The sequence below is a fragment of the Kitasatospora sp. NPDC051853 genome, from assembly GCF_044452665.1.
In the GTDB taxonomy this organism is placed as follows: domain Bacteria; phylum Actinomycetota; class Actinomycetes; order Streptomycetales; family Streptomycetaceae; genus Kitasatospora.
The window spans coordinates 56,580-69,066 of the sequence record NZ_JBITBY010000009.1; the positions used below are offsets into that span (position 1 = coordinate 56,580).

Genomic DNA, 12,487 nt, shown 5'->3' on the forward strand with positions numbered 1-12,487 from the left:
GCTCGTCGTCAGTTGTCAGCCGCCTGTGGTCAGCCGCCGGGCGAAGGGGCTCCCCGGGTCACTGGTCGGAGTAGCTGAGGTCTCCCACCGTCCAGCTGCTGATGTCGGCGATGGCGATCCGGTACATCCCGCCGGTGTGGGGCAGGCCGTAGCTGCCCTGGAGGATGCGGGCGACGTGCAGGTGCAGGTGGGTCGGCGGCGTCGGCGGGCCGTCGGGGGAGGGGGCGAAGAGGGTGGCGAAGGGCTTCAAGTGGTCGGAGGTGGCGAGGACTTCGGCCACCCGTTCGTGCCAGACGCTCTCGGGCGCCAGCCGGCCGGTGATCACCGCCCCCGGCACGACCACGGTCAGCGGCATCTGGTTGCTGCCCTCGGACTCCACCATGGTGGCGATGTCGACGAGCAGCGCATCAGGGTTCGACATGGGCCCGAGGATAGCGCCCTCCCGCGCCGGACGGCCGGGGCCGGGGCATGCCGAACGGGTCGTGCGCTCAGTACTCCTCGTCGGGGTAGCCCCAGTCGATGGAGACCTCGGCGTCCGGTGCGGCCTCGGCGACGGCGGCACCGAACGAGCTCTCGAAGTACGGCTGCCAGCGGCCGAACCCGCTGATGCTGATGGGGAACTTCGACTCGCCCGACACGTAGTCGACGCCGTTGTCGCGGACCGCGCCGTAGCTGATCTGGGCCTCGAAGCCCTCGTCGCGCAGCAGCTCGCCGATGGACGCGGCGACGGCCTCGGCCTGCGCGGGGTCGGCGAGGCGGGAGACGGTGAAGTGGAGATCGATGTTGACCGACATGCCCGCAGGTTACCGGCCGCCACCGACGGTGCCGCCCGGCGGGTGGCCCCCCGCGGCACACGGCTGACCTACCGTCACGGCAGTGGCGGGCCACCGGCGGAAGCCGCCGGAGCGGGCGATTCGGCCGGGGAATCGGGGGCAAGAGCAACCGCACGTCCCGCGCCGACCGCGCGGGGAACCGTACCGGACAAGGGAGTTCACCCATGTCGTTCCTGTGGGCCGTCATCGCCGGTCTGATCATCGGTCTGCTCGCCAAGCTCGTCCTGCCCGGCCGCCAGCCGATCCCGCTCTGGCTGACGGTGCTCCTCGGCGTCGTGGGCGGCCTGGTCGGCAACGCGCTCGCGAGCGCGCTCGGGGTGCGGGACACCGGCGGCATCGACTGGATCCGCCACTTCCTGCAGATCGGCGTCGCAGCGGCCCTGATCGCCCTGGTCACGCCGTCCTGGTCCCGTCGCGGTTGACAGCCGGCGGACGTCAGGGGCGCCAGGACTCGCCGTACTCGCGCCACTGCTGACCGGTCTCCCGGCCCTGCTGCTCGGCCTGGCGGCCCAGCTCCCGGCCGGCCTGCTCCGCCTCGCGGTCCCCGGCCGTCGGAACCCCCGCCTCGGCCGGGGCGGAGGCGGGGCCCGGCGTGCCGGGGGAGGGTGACGTGCCGCCGCCGCGTTCGGTGGCGGCACACCCGGCGGCGGCGAGGGCGAGTACGAAGGAGGCGAGGGCGAGGCGGCGGGGCCGACGGTTCATGACCTCATCCTGTCCCCGCCGGACCGGCGGATCGGTCGCCGAACGTCCTTTCGGGCACAGCCCTTCGTCCCCTCTTCGGAGCGGTGTGCGAGCCGGGGAAGCGGGTAGCCGCGTAGCGCCACCGCCCCGCACCCGCGGAGGACCCCATGACCACCCCCTCCTCGCACCGCCTGCTCACCGGCTACCTCAACGACCACCTCGCCGGCGCCGTGGCCGCCGCCCGCCGGGCCCGCCGCACCGCCGAGGCGCTCCTCGACCCGGCCGGCCGGCCGCAGCTGCGACGGGTGGCGGCGGAGATCGAGGGCGACCTGGCCTCGCTGCGCCGGGTGATGCGCGAACTCGACGTCCCCGAGCGGCGGTCGAACGTCTGGCTGGCACGCGGCGGCGAACTGCTCGGGCTGCTGAAGCCCAACGGTTCCGTGCGGCACCGCACACCGCTCACGGACCTGGTCGAACTGGAGGTGCTCCGGCTCTGCGTCCTCGGCAAGCGCCAGCTCTGGGCCGCGCTGGCCGACCGGGTGGGCGTCGAGGCCGGCCTCGACCGCGCCCGGCTGGCCGAGCTGACGGCCAGGGCCGACCGCCAGGCCGAGGCCCTGGAGGAACTCCGGCTGCGCGCGGCCCGTGCGTTGGCCGGCGGTTGAACCGGCCGTCGAACCGGACCCCGGCCGCCGCGGACGGTCCGTCCGGGAAGCCCCGTTCGCCCACGGGCGGGTCGATGCGTGACATGCTCCTCGCATGACGGACCTCGAGGATCGAGTGGTACCCGAGCCGGGCGGCGGTCCCGCGCCGACGAGCGGTGACCCGACGGTGGTGCGGGAGGTCCTCGCGGGTCTGCCCGGGTCGGTGGTGTTCCTCCAGCCGGTGTACGGGCCGGGCGGCGAGGTGACGGACTTCCTGCTGGCCGCGGCCTCGCCCGAGGCGGTGGACGTCGGCGGACGCCGGGGTGCCGAGCTGCTGGGCCGGACCGTGCTCCAGACCTACCCGGGGACGCGCGGCACCGAGCTGTGGGAGGGCTACCTGACTGCCCTCGGGGGGACGCGCCACGAGGGTGAGACGGAGTACCTGGAGACCGCCGCCGGGATCCCGCACCGGTCCCGATGGGCCGTGCGCGCGGTGCCCTGCCAGGGTGGGCTGCTGGTCTCCTGGAACCGCCTGGACCAGGGCGAGCGGGAGGAGCGCCGCCTGGCCCTGATGCAGCGCCTGGGCCGGATGGGCTGGCTCGACCGCGACCTGACGAGGGACGAGGTCACCTGGTCCGAGGAGGCGTACTCGATCTTCGACCGGGAGCCTTCGGAGGGTCCGCTGCGACTGGAGGAGCTGGCCCTCCTCGCCGAGGGCGAGGACCGACGGCTGCTGGTGGAGGAGGTGCGTCGGCTGCTCGCCTCCGGCGAACCGATCGACCGCACCTTCCGCATCCGGCTGCCCCGGCAGGAGGTGCGCCACGTGCGGGTCGTCGCCGAGAGCGAGACGGACGCGCACGGCCGGCCGGTCCGGCTGCACGGGCTGTTCCAGGACCGCACCGCCGCGGAGCGGACCCAGCGCCAGCTGCTCGAACACCGGCAGGCCGTGCTCAGCCACCAGAGCCAGCTGGCGGCCGAGCGCGACATTGCCGCCCGGCTCCAGGAGACCCTCCTCCCGGCACCCCAGCAGGTCCTGCACCTGGGCGGCCTGACGGTCGACATCGCCTACCGGCCCGTCCAGGAGGGGCTCAACCTCGGCGGCGACTGGTACAGCGCCATCGAACTCCCGGACGGCCGCGTCCTGTTGGTCGTCGGCGACGTCGCGGGCCACGGGCTGGACGCGGTCGCCACCATGGCCCTGCTGCGCTTCACCGCCAAGGGCATGGCCGTCACCGGGACACCGCTGCCCACCGTCCTGGCCAACCTGAACACCCTGCTGCTGCACACCTCGGAGCGGCAGTTCAACACGGCCACCCTGGTGATGGCCGCCTACGAGCCCGCCACCTCCCGTCTCACCTGGGTCCGGGCCGGACACCCGCCGCCGCTCCTCCTGCGCGGCGGCGAAGCCCGCTTCCTGCCGTCCCCCGACGGCATCCTCCTGGGGGTCGCCGAAGCCCCCGGCTACCAGGCCGCCACCCTCGACCTGCTCCCCGGCGACCACCTCCTCCTCTACACCGACGGCCTGGTCGAACACCCCGGCGAGCCCATCGACGAGGGCCTCGCCCGCCTGGCCCGCACCGCCGAATCCCACGCCGGCGCCCCCGCCTTCGTGGACGGCCTGGTCCGGGCCCTCCAGGACGGCCGCGAACGCCGCGACGACATCTGCGTCCTGCACATCAGCCGCTGACGGACCGGAACTGACGGTGAGTGAGGCGGGGAATCCGGGGCAGGCGAGCCTCCAGGACGCACCGCGGACACCGGTCGCGGTGCGGTGACGACAGGAGGCGAAGCGATGGGCAGCGTCGACATCTGGGCGTTCCGTACGGGCTCCGGGCACGTGTCGGGGTCGGACCTGGTGGGGTTCAAGGTCGAGGCGACCGACGGGCACATCGGCAAGGTCGACCGGCTCTCGGAGGAGGTCGGGGCCAACTACCTGGTGGTGGACACCGGGCCGTGGATCTTCGGGAAGCACGTGCTGCTGCCGGCCGGGACGGTCGCCCGGGTGGACTTCGAGGGGGAGGTGGTGCACGTCGACCGGACGAAGGAGGAGATCAAGGACGGCCCCGAGTTCGACCCGCACAAGCACGACGCGGACGACGGCTACCGGGAGAAGTACGCGGGGTACTACGGCCCCTTCTACGCCGGCCCGATGTACTGACAGGAGGCGGATCATGTCCAGTGCCCTGGTCGTGACGATCGTCCTGGCCGCCGTCGTGGTGCTGGTGCTCGCGGCGTGCGCCGTCCGGTGGCGCCGCCGCCGACACCCCGACCTGGCCAGGCGGTTCGGTCCCGAGTACGGCCGCACCGTGGCCCGCCACGGCGGCGACACCGCCGCGGCGGAGCGGGAGCTGGCACAACGCGTCGAGCAGCACCGGGAGTTGGTCCTCACCCCGCTGGACGCCGCCTCGCGGGAGCGGGCCGGACGGCAGTGGGCCGAGGTGCAGGCACGGTTCGTGGACTCGCCGGCGCGGGCCCTCGCCGAGGCGGAGGAACTGCTGGCCCGGGTGGCCCGCGAGCGCGGCTACCCGGACTCGGACGTGGACGCGCAGACCGACGCGATCTCGGTCGACCACGGCGAGCACGTCGAGGCGTACCGGGCCCTGCGCGCGAAGGCCGCGCAGGACGCGGCCGGCACCGAGGAGCGACGCGAGGCGCTGCTGCGGGCGCGTGAACTGTTCACCGCGCTGATCGGTCCGGGCGACGGGGCGGCTCCGGGCGACGGGGCGGCGGTGCCGCCGCGCATCCCGGCCGCCCGCGCCCCGCGGCACTTCCCGAAGCAGCGCGAGCACCACGCCTGAGCTTCCCACGGGTCGGCCCGTCCGTCCGTCCCGTTCACCGACCCACCACCGAGGAGGACAGCATGACCATCAGCCACCCTGAGCACCGCACCGACTCCGTGGACACCCCGGACCGGTTCCGGAGCCGGACCCACGGCACGGGCACCACCGGCCGCTGGGCCCGTCCGTCCGACCCGCGCCACGCCGCACCCGCGGACACCAGGAAGGCCTCTGCGGAGGACATCGCCGCCGCCCACGACGCGGCGGTCGCCGAGGACCGCGAGCGCACCGGGCACACCGGGCCGGGCCGGCTCCTCGGGCAGGAGCTCGGCGCGGAGCTGACGCACCGTCTGGACCGGGCGGTGGGCGGCTTCGTCGACGACCCGCGCGGTGCGGTGCGGGAGGCGGACGCGGCCCTGGAGGAGACCGTGCACCGGCTCACCGAAGCCCTGCGGGAGCGGCACGGTGCCCTCCGCGGCACCTGGAGGGCCGACGCCGGCCACGCGGAGCAGGAGGACTCCGGCCGTACCGAGGAGCTGCGCCTCGCACTCCGTGACTACCGCGACCTCCTCCGGCGCCTGGTCGCGGCCTGACCCGTCCGTCAGGCCGGACCGAGCGCCGGACGGCGGCCGACCCCACCGGGGCCGGCCGCCGTCCGCGTGCTACGGCCGGTCCTCGTCGGGCCAGGCGCGGGTGTCCCGCGGTTCGAGGTAGGGCTCGCGAGCGGGGGCCATGCCGCCCTCGATGCCGCGCTGGCGGACCAGTTCGGCGTCGAACTCCAGGCCCAGCAGGATCGCCAGGTTGCTCAGCCAGAGCCAGACCAGGAAGACGATGACGCCGGCCACGGTGCCGTACGTCTTGTTGTACGAGGCGAAGTTGGCGACGTAGGCCGCGAAGCCGGCCGAGAGCAGCAGCCACAGCAGCACCGCCAGCAGACTGCCGGGGGAGACCCAACGGAAGCCCCGGCCACGCACGTTGGGCGCGGCCCAGTACAGCAGGGCGATCATCAGGACCACCAGCAGGACCAGGACCGGCCACTTGGCGACCGTCCACACGGTGAGCGCGGTGTCCCCCAGGCCGAGCAGGTCGCCGGCCCGCCGGGCCAGCGGTCCGGTGAACACCACGATCAACGCGCTCGCCGCCAGCAGGACGACCAGCAGTACGGTCAGCCCCAGCCTGATCGGGGTCAGCTTCCAGACCGGCCGGCCCTCGCGGATGTCGTACACCGCGTTGGACGCCCGGATGAACGCCCCGATGTACCCCGAGGCCGACCAGAGCGCGCCGAGCAGGCCGACCACCGCGAGGGCGCCGCTACTGCCGCGGCTGTCCTGCAGCTGGGTCACCGCCGTCCGCAGCACGTCCTGCGCGGCGCCCGGCGCCAGTGACCGTACGTTGTCGAGGAGTTGGTCCGTCACGCTCGGGCCGACCAGCCCGAGCAGGGAGACCAGCAGGAGCAGCGCCGGAAAGACCGCCAGCACCCCGTAGTAGGTCAACGCGGCTGCCCGGTCCGGGAGTTCGTCCTCCAGGAACTCCTTTCCGGTGCGTCGCAGGACCGACCGCCAACTCCGGCGCGGCAGGTCCGTCGGGCCCCGGGGCGCATCGCCCCCGGGCCGGTCGGGGCGGTCGAGGTCGTGGTCAGGGTCGTGGTCGTGGTCGTGGGACGTCGGCATGCTGCGCGTGTTTCCGTCGTGGCGGGTCTCAACCACCACGGGCCGGGAGGGGCCCGTTCCCCCGGGCAGGCCGTGCCCGCGTCCCTCGGGTGGGTGAACCACGGCCCGGACCGGCCGCGCCGGGCCGCCGCCGGGCGTGGACGTGGGTTCGAGTGGGGGGATGGCAGAGCAGCGGACCCCACCCCTCAACCTCGGCGAACAGCTCCTGGAGGAGTTCCTCACCACGGGCTGCACGACCGACCCCCTCGACGTGGCGGCCATCGCGCAGCGGTACACCCAGACCACGGGCATCGGCACCGGCACCGTGTACCTGGCGGACATCCTGCGGATGGGAGGCGGCCCCGACCCGGCGATCGAGGGCATGACGACGGGCCGGGCGTCCTGCCCGAGCGGGCGGATGAAAGACGCCGAGCAGGGGACACGCGGTCCATGGTGATCCGCCGGAACCTCCGACACCTCCGACACCTCCGGCGCGTGGCGCAGCGCCGGTCGCCGCGCACCGTCGGCCTGCGCACCGCGGACCTGAGGCTGGGGCAGCGGCTGCTCGCCTCGGTCGCCGCCTTCGGCGTCGCGGCGGTGCCGGCCGCCGTGCTGCTGGTGCTGGTCGAGGCGCACTGGTCGCCGCTGCGCCGGCTCGACGCGGGGGCCGCCGAGCACCTGCACGCGGCGGTGCGCGGGCGGCCCGGCGTGCTGACCGCGCTGCGCGTGCTCAGCGAGGGCGTCTGGGACCCCCTGACGATGCGTCTGCTGGTCGCTGCCACCGTGGGCTGGCTGCTGTGGCGGGGCGCCCGGCGGCTCGCGGTCTGGGCGGCCGCCACCGTCCTCGCGTCCGGGCTGATCGGCTGGGCGGTGAAGACGGCCGTCGCCCGGGCCCGCCCCGCGCTGCCCGATCCGGTGGCGCACGCGCCCGGGTTCTCGTTCCCGTCCGGGCACGCGATGACGGCCGCGACCTGCTGCGCCGTCCTGCTGCTGGTGTTCGTGCCGATGCTGGGCCGGCGGTGGCGGGTGGCGGCCCGGGTGGTGGCGCTCGTCAGCGTGCTGGGCGTGGGGTTCACCCGGATCGCGCTCGGCGTCCACTGGGTCAGCGACGTGCTGGGGGGCTGGCTGCTCGGGGCGGCCCTGGTCGCGGCCACCGCCTGGGCCTTCGAGGGCTGGCGCCGGGACACGGGCCGGCTCCCGGGGCCGCCGCTCACCGAGGGCCTGGAGCCGGAACTCGCCCGCCCCGGCCGGCCGGAACCGCCCTGACCGAAGTGCAGGCGGTGCTTCCGGCGGCGGACGTCGGGCGCCTCCGCCGTCTCCGCGGGCGTGCCGCCCGCGCCCGCAGGACGGGCCGGGACGGCGGCTGACGGTCGGTCAGGGGGCGGCCGGGCGGTCGGCGTCGATCTCGGCCCAGACGGTCTTGCCCTGCGGGTGGGGCGTGGAGCCCCAGCGGTCGGAGGTCCGGCGGACGATGTAGAGGCCGTGGCCGCCGGGGAGGTGTGGCAGGTGGGGCTGGCGCGGGACGGGCAGGGCGGGGGAGGGGTCGTTCACCTCGATGCGCAGCCGGGCGTCCGTGGCGTCGAGGACGAGGTCCAGGGGGCCGTCGGTGTGCAGCATGGCGTTGGCGACCAGTTCGGCGACCAGCAGGACCACGTCGTCGGCGCCGGGCCATGACCAGTCGTCAAGTGCCGTGAGGGTGAAGCCCCGTGCGCTCGCGACCGGCTTGGCCCGGCCGGCGAGCGCCAGGCGGCGGCGCTGGCCCCCGCCGGGGACGGTGGTCTTCAGGGTCTCCCGGGAGGTGTTCATTCGGTCAACCCTTCGGATCTGCGGTGGTCGTCGGAGTGCCTGTTTCCCGCGTTGCCCCGGATGATGCAGTCCGCCCCGGAAGTCCCCTCCCGCCAGCCGTGTCGCACGGCGTTGCCACGGCGGTCACGGTGCCCCTCATGGCGCCTCGGCGAGCGCGGCCCGGACGGTCGGGTGGAGGTCGAACACGGCCTGCGCCCCGGTGATCTCCAGGAGCCGCAGCACCGCCGTGGACGCGGCCGCCAGCCGCAGGGCGGTCCCCGCCGCGAGCGCGGCGGCCCGGGTCTTCAGCAGCAGGTTGAGCCCGGAGGAGTCGCAGAAGCGGATCCGCTCCAGGTCGACCACCAGCAGCGCCGGCGCGTCGGCGAGCGCCTGGTCGAGGGCGCGCCGCGCCGGGAGGAGCGATTCGATGTCGAGGTCACCGGCCAGCCGGCAGAGCACCGACCGCTCGTCCTGGACGAGCAGTTCGGCGGTCGGGCCCTCGTGCGTCGCGGAGGAGCCGGCTCCTTCGGGCGCGGCGTCGTCGTGCGGTGGCATTCCTCTTCCCCTCCAACAGGTGTCTCCCGATGACTGTACGCACCCGTGGTGCTGCCGTCAGGCGGCGCCCAGCCCCTCGCGCAGCCGCTTGAGGGTGCGGGCCAGCAGACGGGAGACGTGCATCTGGGAGAGCCCCAGGCGGGCACCGATCTGGGACTGCGTCAGGTCGTGGGTGAAGCGTAGCGACAGGACCAGGCGTTCGCGTTCGGGCAGGGCGGCGATGAGCGGCTGGAGGGAGACCAGGTCCTCGACCAGGCCGAGCCGTTCGTCGGCGCCGCCGAGCCGGGCCGCCAGGGCGCCCGGGCCGCCCTCGTCGTCGCCCGCGGGGACGTCGAGGGAGTCGGTGGTGTGGGCGTTGGCCGCGTTGAGCCCCTCGATGACCTCCTCCTGCGACAGTTCGAGGTGCTCGGCGAGCTCGGCCACGGTCGGGGCCCGGTCGAGCCGGTGGGCGAGCGCGTCCTGGGCCTTGGCCAGGGTGAGGCGCAGCTCCTGGAGGCGGCGGGGGACGTGCACGGCCCAGGTGGTGTCGCGGAAGTGGCGGCGGATCTCGCCCAGGATGGTCGGGATGGCGAAGGTGGTGAACTCCACGCCGCGCTCGGGGTCGAAGCGGTCGATGGCCTTGATCAGCCCGACCGCGCCGACCTGCAGCAGGTCCTCCGGGTTCTCCCGGTGCGCGCCGAAGCGGCGCATGGCGAAGCGGACCAGTGAGAGGTTGAGTTCGACCAGCGAGGAGCGTACGTAGGAGTACTCGCGGGTGCCCTCCTCCAGCCCGGCCAGCCGGACCAGCAGGACCCGGGTGAGGTCGCGGGCGTCGGCCGGGGCGACCTCGCGGAGCTCCTCCGCCAGCTCGGCCAGTTCGGGGGCGGGGTCGGCGGGCCGGTGGGGCGGTGGGACCGGGGCGTACCCCTCGGGACGGCGGGAGGCGTCTGTCAGGAGGTCGTCACTGGTCACGGCCATGTCGGTCCTTTCCCTCGGTGCGCGGTCCGTCCCCGGTTACCCGCGATTCCCGGCCCCATGCCCCCGGAATCCGTGAAGGATCCGTGAAGACTCACCGCGACGGCGCCGGGTCGACCGAGACGCCGATCAGGCAGGTGTCGTCGTCGGTGTCCGCCCCGCCGTAGCGCAGCAGGTGGTCCAGGTGGCCCTCCAGGGAGGCGGGGCGGCCGGTGGTGGTGCGCGCGGCCCCCTCGCTGAGGGCCAGCAGGCCGTCCAGGGAGGCGTGGACGGACTCGTCGCGGCGTTCGATGAGGCCGTCGGTGAACATCACCAGGGTGTCGCCGGGCGCGAGGTCGAGGTGGTCCTCGGCGTAGTCGGCGTGGTCGAGGACGCCGAGCAGGATGCCCTCCAGCTGCGGGAGGGTGCTCGCGGTCCCGTCGCGCAGCAGGACGGGCGGCAGGTGGCCGGCCCGGGCCCAGCGCAGCCGCCGGGTGCCGGGGTGGTAGAGCGCGCAGACGGCGGTGGCGGTGACGTTGTCGGTCAGGTGGTGGGTGACGCTGTTGAGCCAGGTGAGCAGCTGGGCCGGGCCGGCGCCGGTGGCGGCCAGCCCGCGCAGCGCGTTGCGCAGGGCGACCATGCCGGTGGCGGCCTCGATGCCGTGCCCGGCGACGTCGCCGACGCAGAGCAGGACCTCGCCGGAGGGCAGGGTGAGGATGTCGTACCAGTCGCCGCCGACCAGGTGCTCCTTCTCGGCGGGCCGGTAGCGCACGGCGACCTGGAGGTCGTGCAGGGTCTGCGGGCCGCGGGCCGGCGGCATGATGGCGTGCTGCAGCTGGAGGGCCAGGCGGCTGCGCTCGGCGGCCTGCTGCTCGGACTGGGCCAGCTGGTCGCGGGTGGCGGCGAGTGCGACCTCGGTCCAGTGCTGGGCGGAGATGTCCTGGTAGGCGCCGCGGACGGCGGTGAGCGCCGCGTCGCCGTCGTGGACCGGTTCGGCCACCACCCGGATGTGGCGGGACACCCCGTCCGGGCGCTGGAGGCGGAAGGCGGTGGAGGCGGGGCGCCGGTGGTGCAGCAGGGTGCGCAGGAACCGGCCGATCGCGGGCTGGTCGTCGGGGTGGGCGTGGTCGGCGAGGCGGTCCAGTGAGATCGGGGCGGCGGTGGCGGGCAGGCCGTGCAGGTCGAACAGGGTCTCGTTCCAGGCGATCTGCCCGGTCTGGAGGTTCTCCTCGAAGCCCCCGATCCGGCCCAGCCGCTGGGCGTGCTGGAGGAGCCGGGCCACCCGGGGCGTGCCGTCGTCCAGCCGCCAGACCACCACCACGTACCGGCCGTGCCGGCTGATGCTGACCCGGGCCCGGGTGTGCAGGGCGACGCCGTCGACGGTGGCCGACAGGCGCATCTCCTTGGCGCGGAAGGGCTCGCCGGTGGCGTAGACGTGCTCGACCTTCTCGGCCAGCCCGCCCGGCTCGGCGGCCAGCGGGTAGGCCTCCAGGAGGCGGGCACCGGCCACCGCGCTGGTGGGCCGTCCGGCGAAGTCGGTGAAGGCGGGGTTGACGTGCCGGATGCCGAACTCCAGCGGGAGCTCGGCCGGGCCGGGGGCCAGGTCGAGCACCAGGCAGGGGTCGAGGATGCCGTCGGCCAGGTGCTGCAGGTCGTCGAACTCGCCGTCCCGCAGCGCGGGCGCCGCGGGCGTGGTCCAGGTCTCCAGGGTGGTGGCGCACAGCTCCGCCAGGGCCTCGAACTGGCGCTGGAGGACCTGGGACGGCGGCTCCAGCCGGGCCGGCCAGCACATCTCCAGGACGCCGATCAGCCGCCCGCCGGTTCCGGCGGGCACCACCACCCGGCCGCCGACGCGCTCGTGCTGGCCGATGGTGGGCAGGGCCGCGTGGGCGAGGGTCGGGTACGCGACGGTCTCCCGCTCCTCCAGCGCCCGGCGGGCCGGGGTGGGCACCCCGGGCGGTACGTGCCGCCAACGGCCGGCCTCGGCCGGGCTGAAGCCGGCGCTGCCCTCCAGGGTCAGCGACTGGTCCGGGTGGGCGGCCCAGATCGCGACGGCCACCGCGCCGAGCGGCTGCAGCGCGGTGGTGAGCACCGAGCGCGCGACCGCCTCGCCGTCGCCGGTGGCCAGGCTGTGCGCCTGGGTGGCCCGCAGCCGCAGCGCCGGGTCCTCGCGGGGGCCGGTGGAGGTGGCGACGAAGTCGCGGGCGATGGCGGAGATCCGGTCGGTGGTCACCTGGTTGACCAGGTCGGCGGCGAACTCCAGCACGGAGGCGCCGGCCTGCTCGGCCAGCACGGTCAGCTGGGTGCCCGCCTCGGCGGGGCTGCACCGCAGGCGTTCGATGAGCACGCCGGCCGCCATCTCCACCAGGGACCGCCCGGCCGCGTCCGCGTGGGCCCGGTCGAGCTCCGAGCGCAGGAACTCCACGGTGGCGGCCAGGCGGTTCAGCGCCGTCGGTCCCGCCGCGCCGTCCGCGGGCCCGCCCGCCGGGCCGTCGCCCACCGGCCCGCCGTCCGTCCGCCCGGACGGCGCCCGGTCGCGCTGCTGCCCGATCGCGGGCACCCGCGCGGGCCCGCCCGCGGTGGCGGGCGGGCCGGGGCTCGGGTCCAGGGGCTCGTGCACGGCGGTCTCCAGT

At 75.1% G+C, this 12,487-nt stretch carries 16 protein-coding genes; 8 read left to right on the forward strand and 8 right to left on the reverse strand.

Annotation, left to right across the window (positions count from 1 at the left end; translation table 11 throughout):
* Positions 1-58 precede the first annotated feature (58 nt).
* Together ACIA8O_RS25065 and ACIA8O_RS25070 are read right to left on the reverse strand one after the other, a co-directional pair.
* Entirely contained in the window at positions 59-421 is a 363-nt protein-coding gene (locus ACIA8O_RS25065; RefSeq protein WP_396296200.1) for a hypothetical protein, read from the reverse strand.
* 67 nt (positions 422-488) lie between these two features.
* The gene (locus tag ACIA8O_RS25070; protein WP_396296201.1) at positions 489-794 is read right to left on the reverse strand and encodes a hypothetical protein; all 306 of its coding nucleotides are present in this window, start codon (positions 792-794) and stop codon (positions 489-491) included.
* A 203-nt stretch (positions 795-997) separates the two neighbouring features.
* Between ACIA8O_RS25070 and ACIA8O_RS25075 the strand changes: the two genes are divergently transcribed.
* The gene (locus tag ACIA8O_RS25075; protein WP_396296202.1) at positions 998-1,255 is read left to right on the forward strand and encodes a GlsB/YeaQ/YmgE family stress response membrane protein; all 258 of its coding nucleotides are present in this window, start codon (positions 998-1,000) and stop codon (positions 1,253-1,255) included.
* A 13-nt stretch (positions 1,256-1,268) separates the two neighbouring features.
* Here ACIA8O_RS25075 and ACIA8O_RS25080 read toward each other — a convergent pair whose 3' ends face one another.
* Complete coding sequence (locus ACIA8O_RS25080; protein ID WP_396296203.1) at positions 1,269-1,535, reverse strand: hypothetical protein; 267 nt, start codon at positions 1,533-1,535, stop codon at positions 1,269-1,271.
* A gap of 146 nt (positions 1,536-1,681) precedes the next feature.
* Between ACIA8O_RS25080 and ACIA8O_RS25085 the strand changes: the two genes are divergently transcribed.
* The 5 genes from ACIA8O_RS25085 (at position 1,682) to ACIA8O_RS25105 (ending at position 5,525) form a co-directional block, all read left to right on the forward strand.
* Entirely contained in the window at positions 1,682-2,176 is a 495-nt protein-coding gene (locus tag ACIA8O_RS25085) for a hypothetical protein (protein WP_396296204.1), read from the forward strand.
* 94 nt (positions 2,177-2,270) lie between these two features.
* The gene (locus ACIA8O_RS25090) at positions 2,271-3,842 is read left to right on the forward strand and encodes a PP2C family protein-serine/threonine phosphatase (RefSeq protein ID WP_396296205.1); all 1,572 of its coding nucleotides are present in this window, start codon (positions 2,271-2,273) and stop codon (positions 3,840-3,842) included.
* A 105-nt stretch (positions 3,843-3,947) separates the two neighbouring features.
* A complete protein-coding gene (locus ACIA8O_RS25095; protein ID WP_396296206.1) occupies positions 3,948-4,313 on the forward strand; it encodes a PRC-barrel domain-containing protein in 366 nt (121 codons plus the stop codon).
* Between the two features lie 13 nt (positions 4,314-4,326).
* The gene (locus ACIA8O_RS25100; protein WP_396296207.1) at positions 4,327-4,953 is read left to right on the forward strand and encodes a hypothetical protein; all 627 of its coding nucleotides are present in this window, start codon (positions 4,327-4,329) and stop codon (positions 4,951-4,953) included.
* 62 nt (positions 4,954-5,015) lie between these two features.
* Entirely contained in the window at positions 5,016-5,525 is a 510-nt protein-coding gene (locus ACIA8O_RS25105) for a hypothetical protein (protein WP_396296208.1), read from the forward strand.
* A 69-nt stretch (positions 5,526-5,594) separates the two neighbouring features.
* Here ACIA8O_RS25105 and ACIA8O_RS25110 read toward each other — a convergent pair whose 3' ends face one another.
* The gene (locus ACIA8O_RS25110; protein ID WP_396296209.1) at positions 5,595-6,602 is read right to left on the reverse strand and encodes a YihY/virulence factor BrkB family protein; all 1,008 of its coding nucleotides are present in this window, start codon (positions 6,600-6,602) and stop codon (positions 5,595-5,597) included.
* A gap of 160 nt (positions 6,603-6,762) precedes the next feature.
* Between ACIA8O_RS25110 and ACIA8O_RS25115 the strand changes: the two genes are divergently transcribed.
* Both ACIA8O_RS25115 and ACIA8O_RS25120 read left to right on the forward strand, forming a co-directional pair.
* Positions 6,763-7,038 carry a hypothetical protein gene (locus ACIA8O_RS25115; RefSeq protein ID WP_396296210.1) on the forward strand — a complete coding sequence of 92 codons (276 nt, stop codon included), beginning with the start codon at positions 6,763-6,765 and terminating at the stop codon, positions 7,036-7,038.
* On the forward strand, positions 7,032-7,847 hold the full coding sequence (locus ACIA8O_RS25120) for a phosphatase PAP2 family protein (RefSeq protein WP_396296211.1): 816 nt from the start codon (positions 7,032-7,034) through the stop codon (positions 7,845-7,847). Before ACIA8O_RS25115 ends, ACIA8O_RS25120 begins: the two co-directional genes overlap by 7 nt.
* Positions 7,848-7,955: 108 nt before the next feature.
* Here ACIA8O_RS25120 and ACIA8O_RS25125 read toward each other — a convergent pair whose 3' ends face one another.
* The 4 genes from ACIA8O_RS25125 to ACIA8O_RS25140 form a co-directional block, all read right to left on the reverse strand.
* On the reverse strand, positions 7,956-8,387 hold the full coding sequence (locus ACIA8O_RS25125; RefSeq protein WP_396296212.1) for an ATP-binding protein: 432 nt from the start codon (positions 8,385-8,387) through the stop codon (positions 7,956-7,958).
* Positions 8,388-8,522: 135 nt separating this feature from the next.
* Positions 8,523-8,921 carry an STAS domain-containing protein gene (locus tag ACIA8O_RS25130; RefSeq protein ID WP_396296213.1) on the reverse strand — a complete coding sequence of 133 codons (399 nt, stop codon included), beginning with the start codon at positions 8,919-8,921 and terminating at the stop codon, positions 8,523-8,525.
* 57 nt (positions 8,922-8,978) lie between these two features.
* Positions 8,979-9,878 carry an RNA polymerase sigma factor SigF gene (locus ACIA8O_RS25135; RefSeq protein ID WP_396296214.1) on the reverse strand — a complete coding sequence of 300 codons (900 nt, stop codon included), beginning with the start codon at positions 9,876-9,878 and terminating at the stop codon, positions 8,979-8,981.
* A 91-nt stretch (positions 9,879-9,969) separates the two neighbouring features.
* Complete coding sequence (locus ACIA8O_RS25140) at positions 9,970-12,474, reverse strand: SpoIIE family protein phosphatase (protein ID WP_396296215.1); 2,505 nt, start codon at positions 12,472-12,474, stop codon at positions 9,970-9,972.
* Positions 12,475-12,487 lie beyond the last annotated feature (13 nt).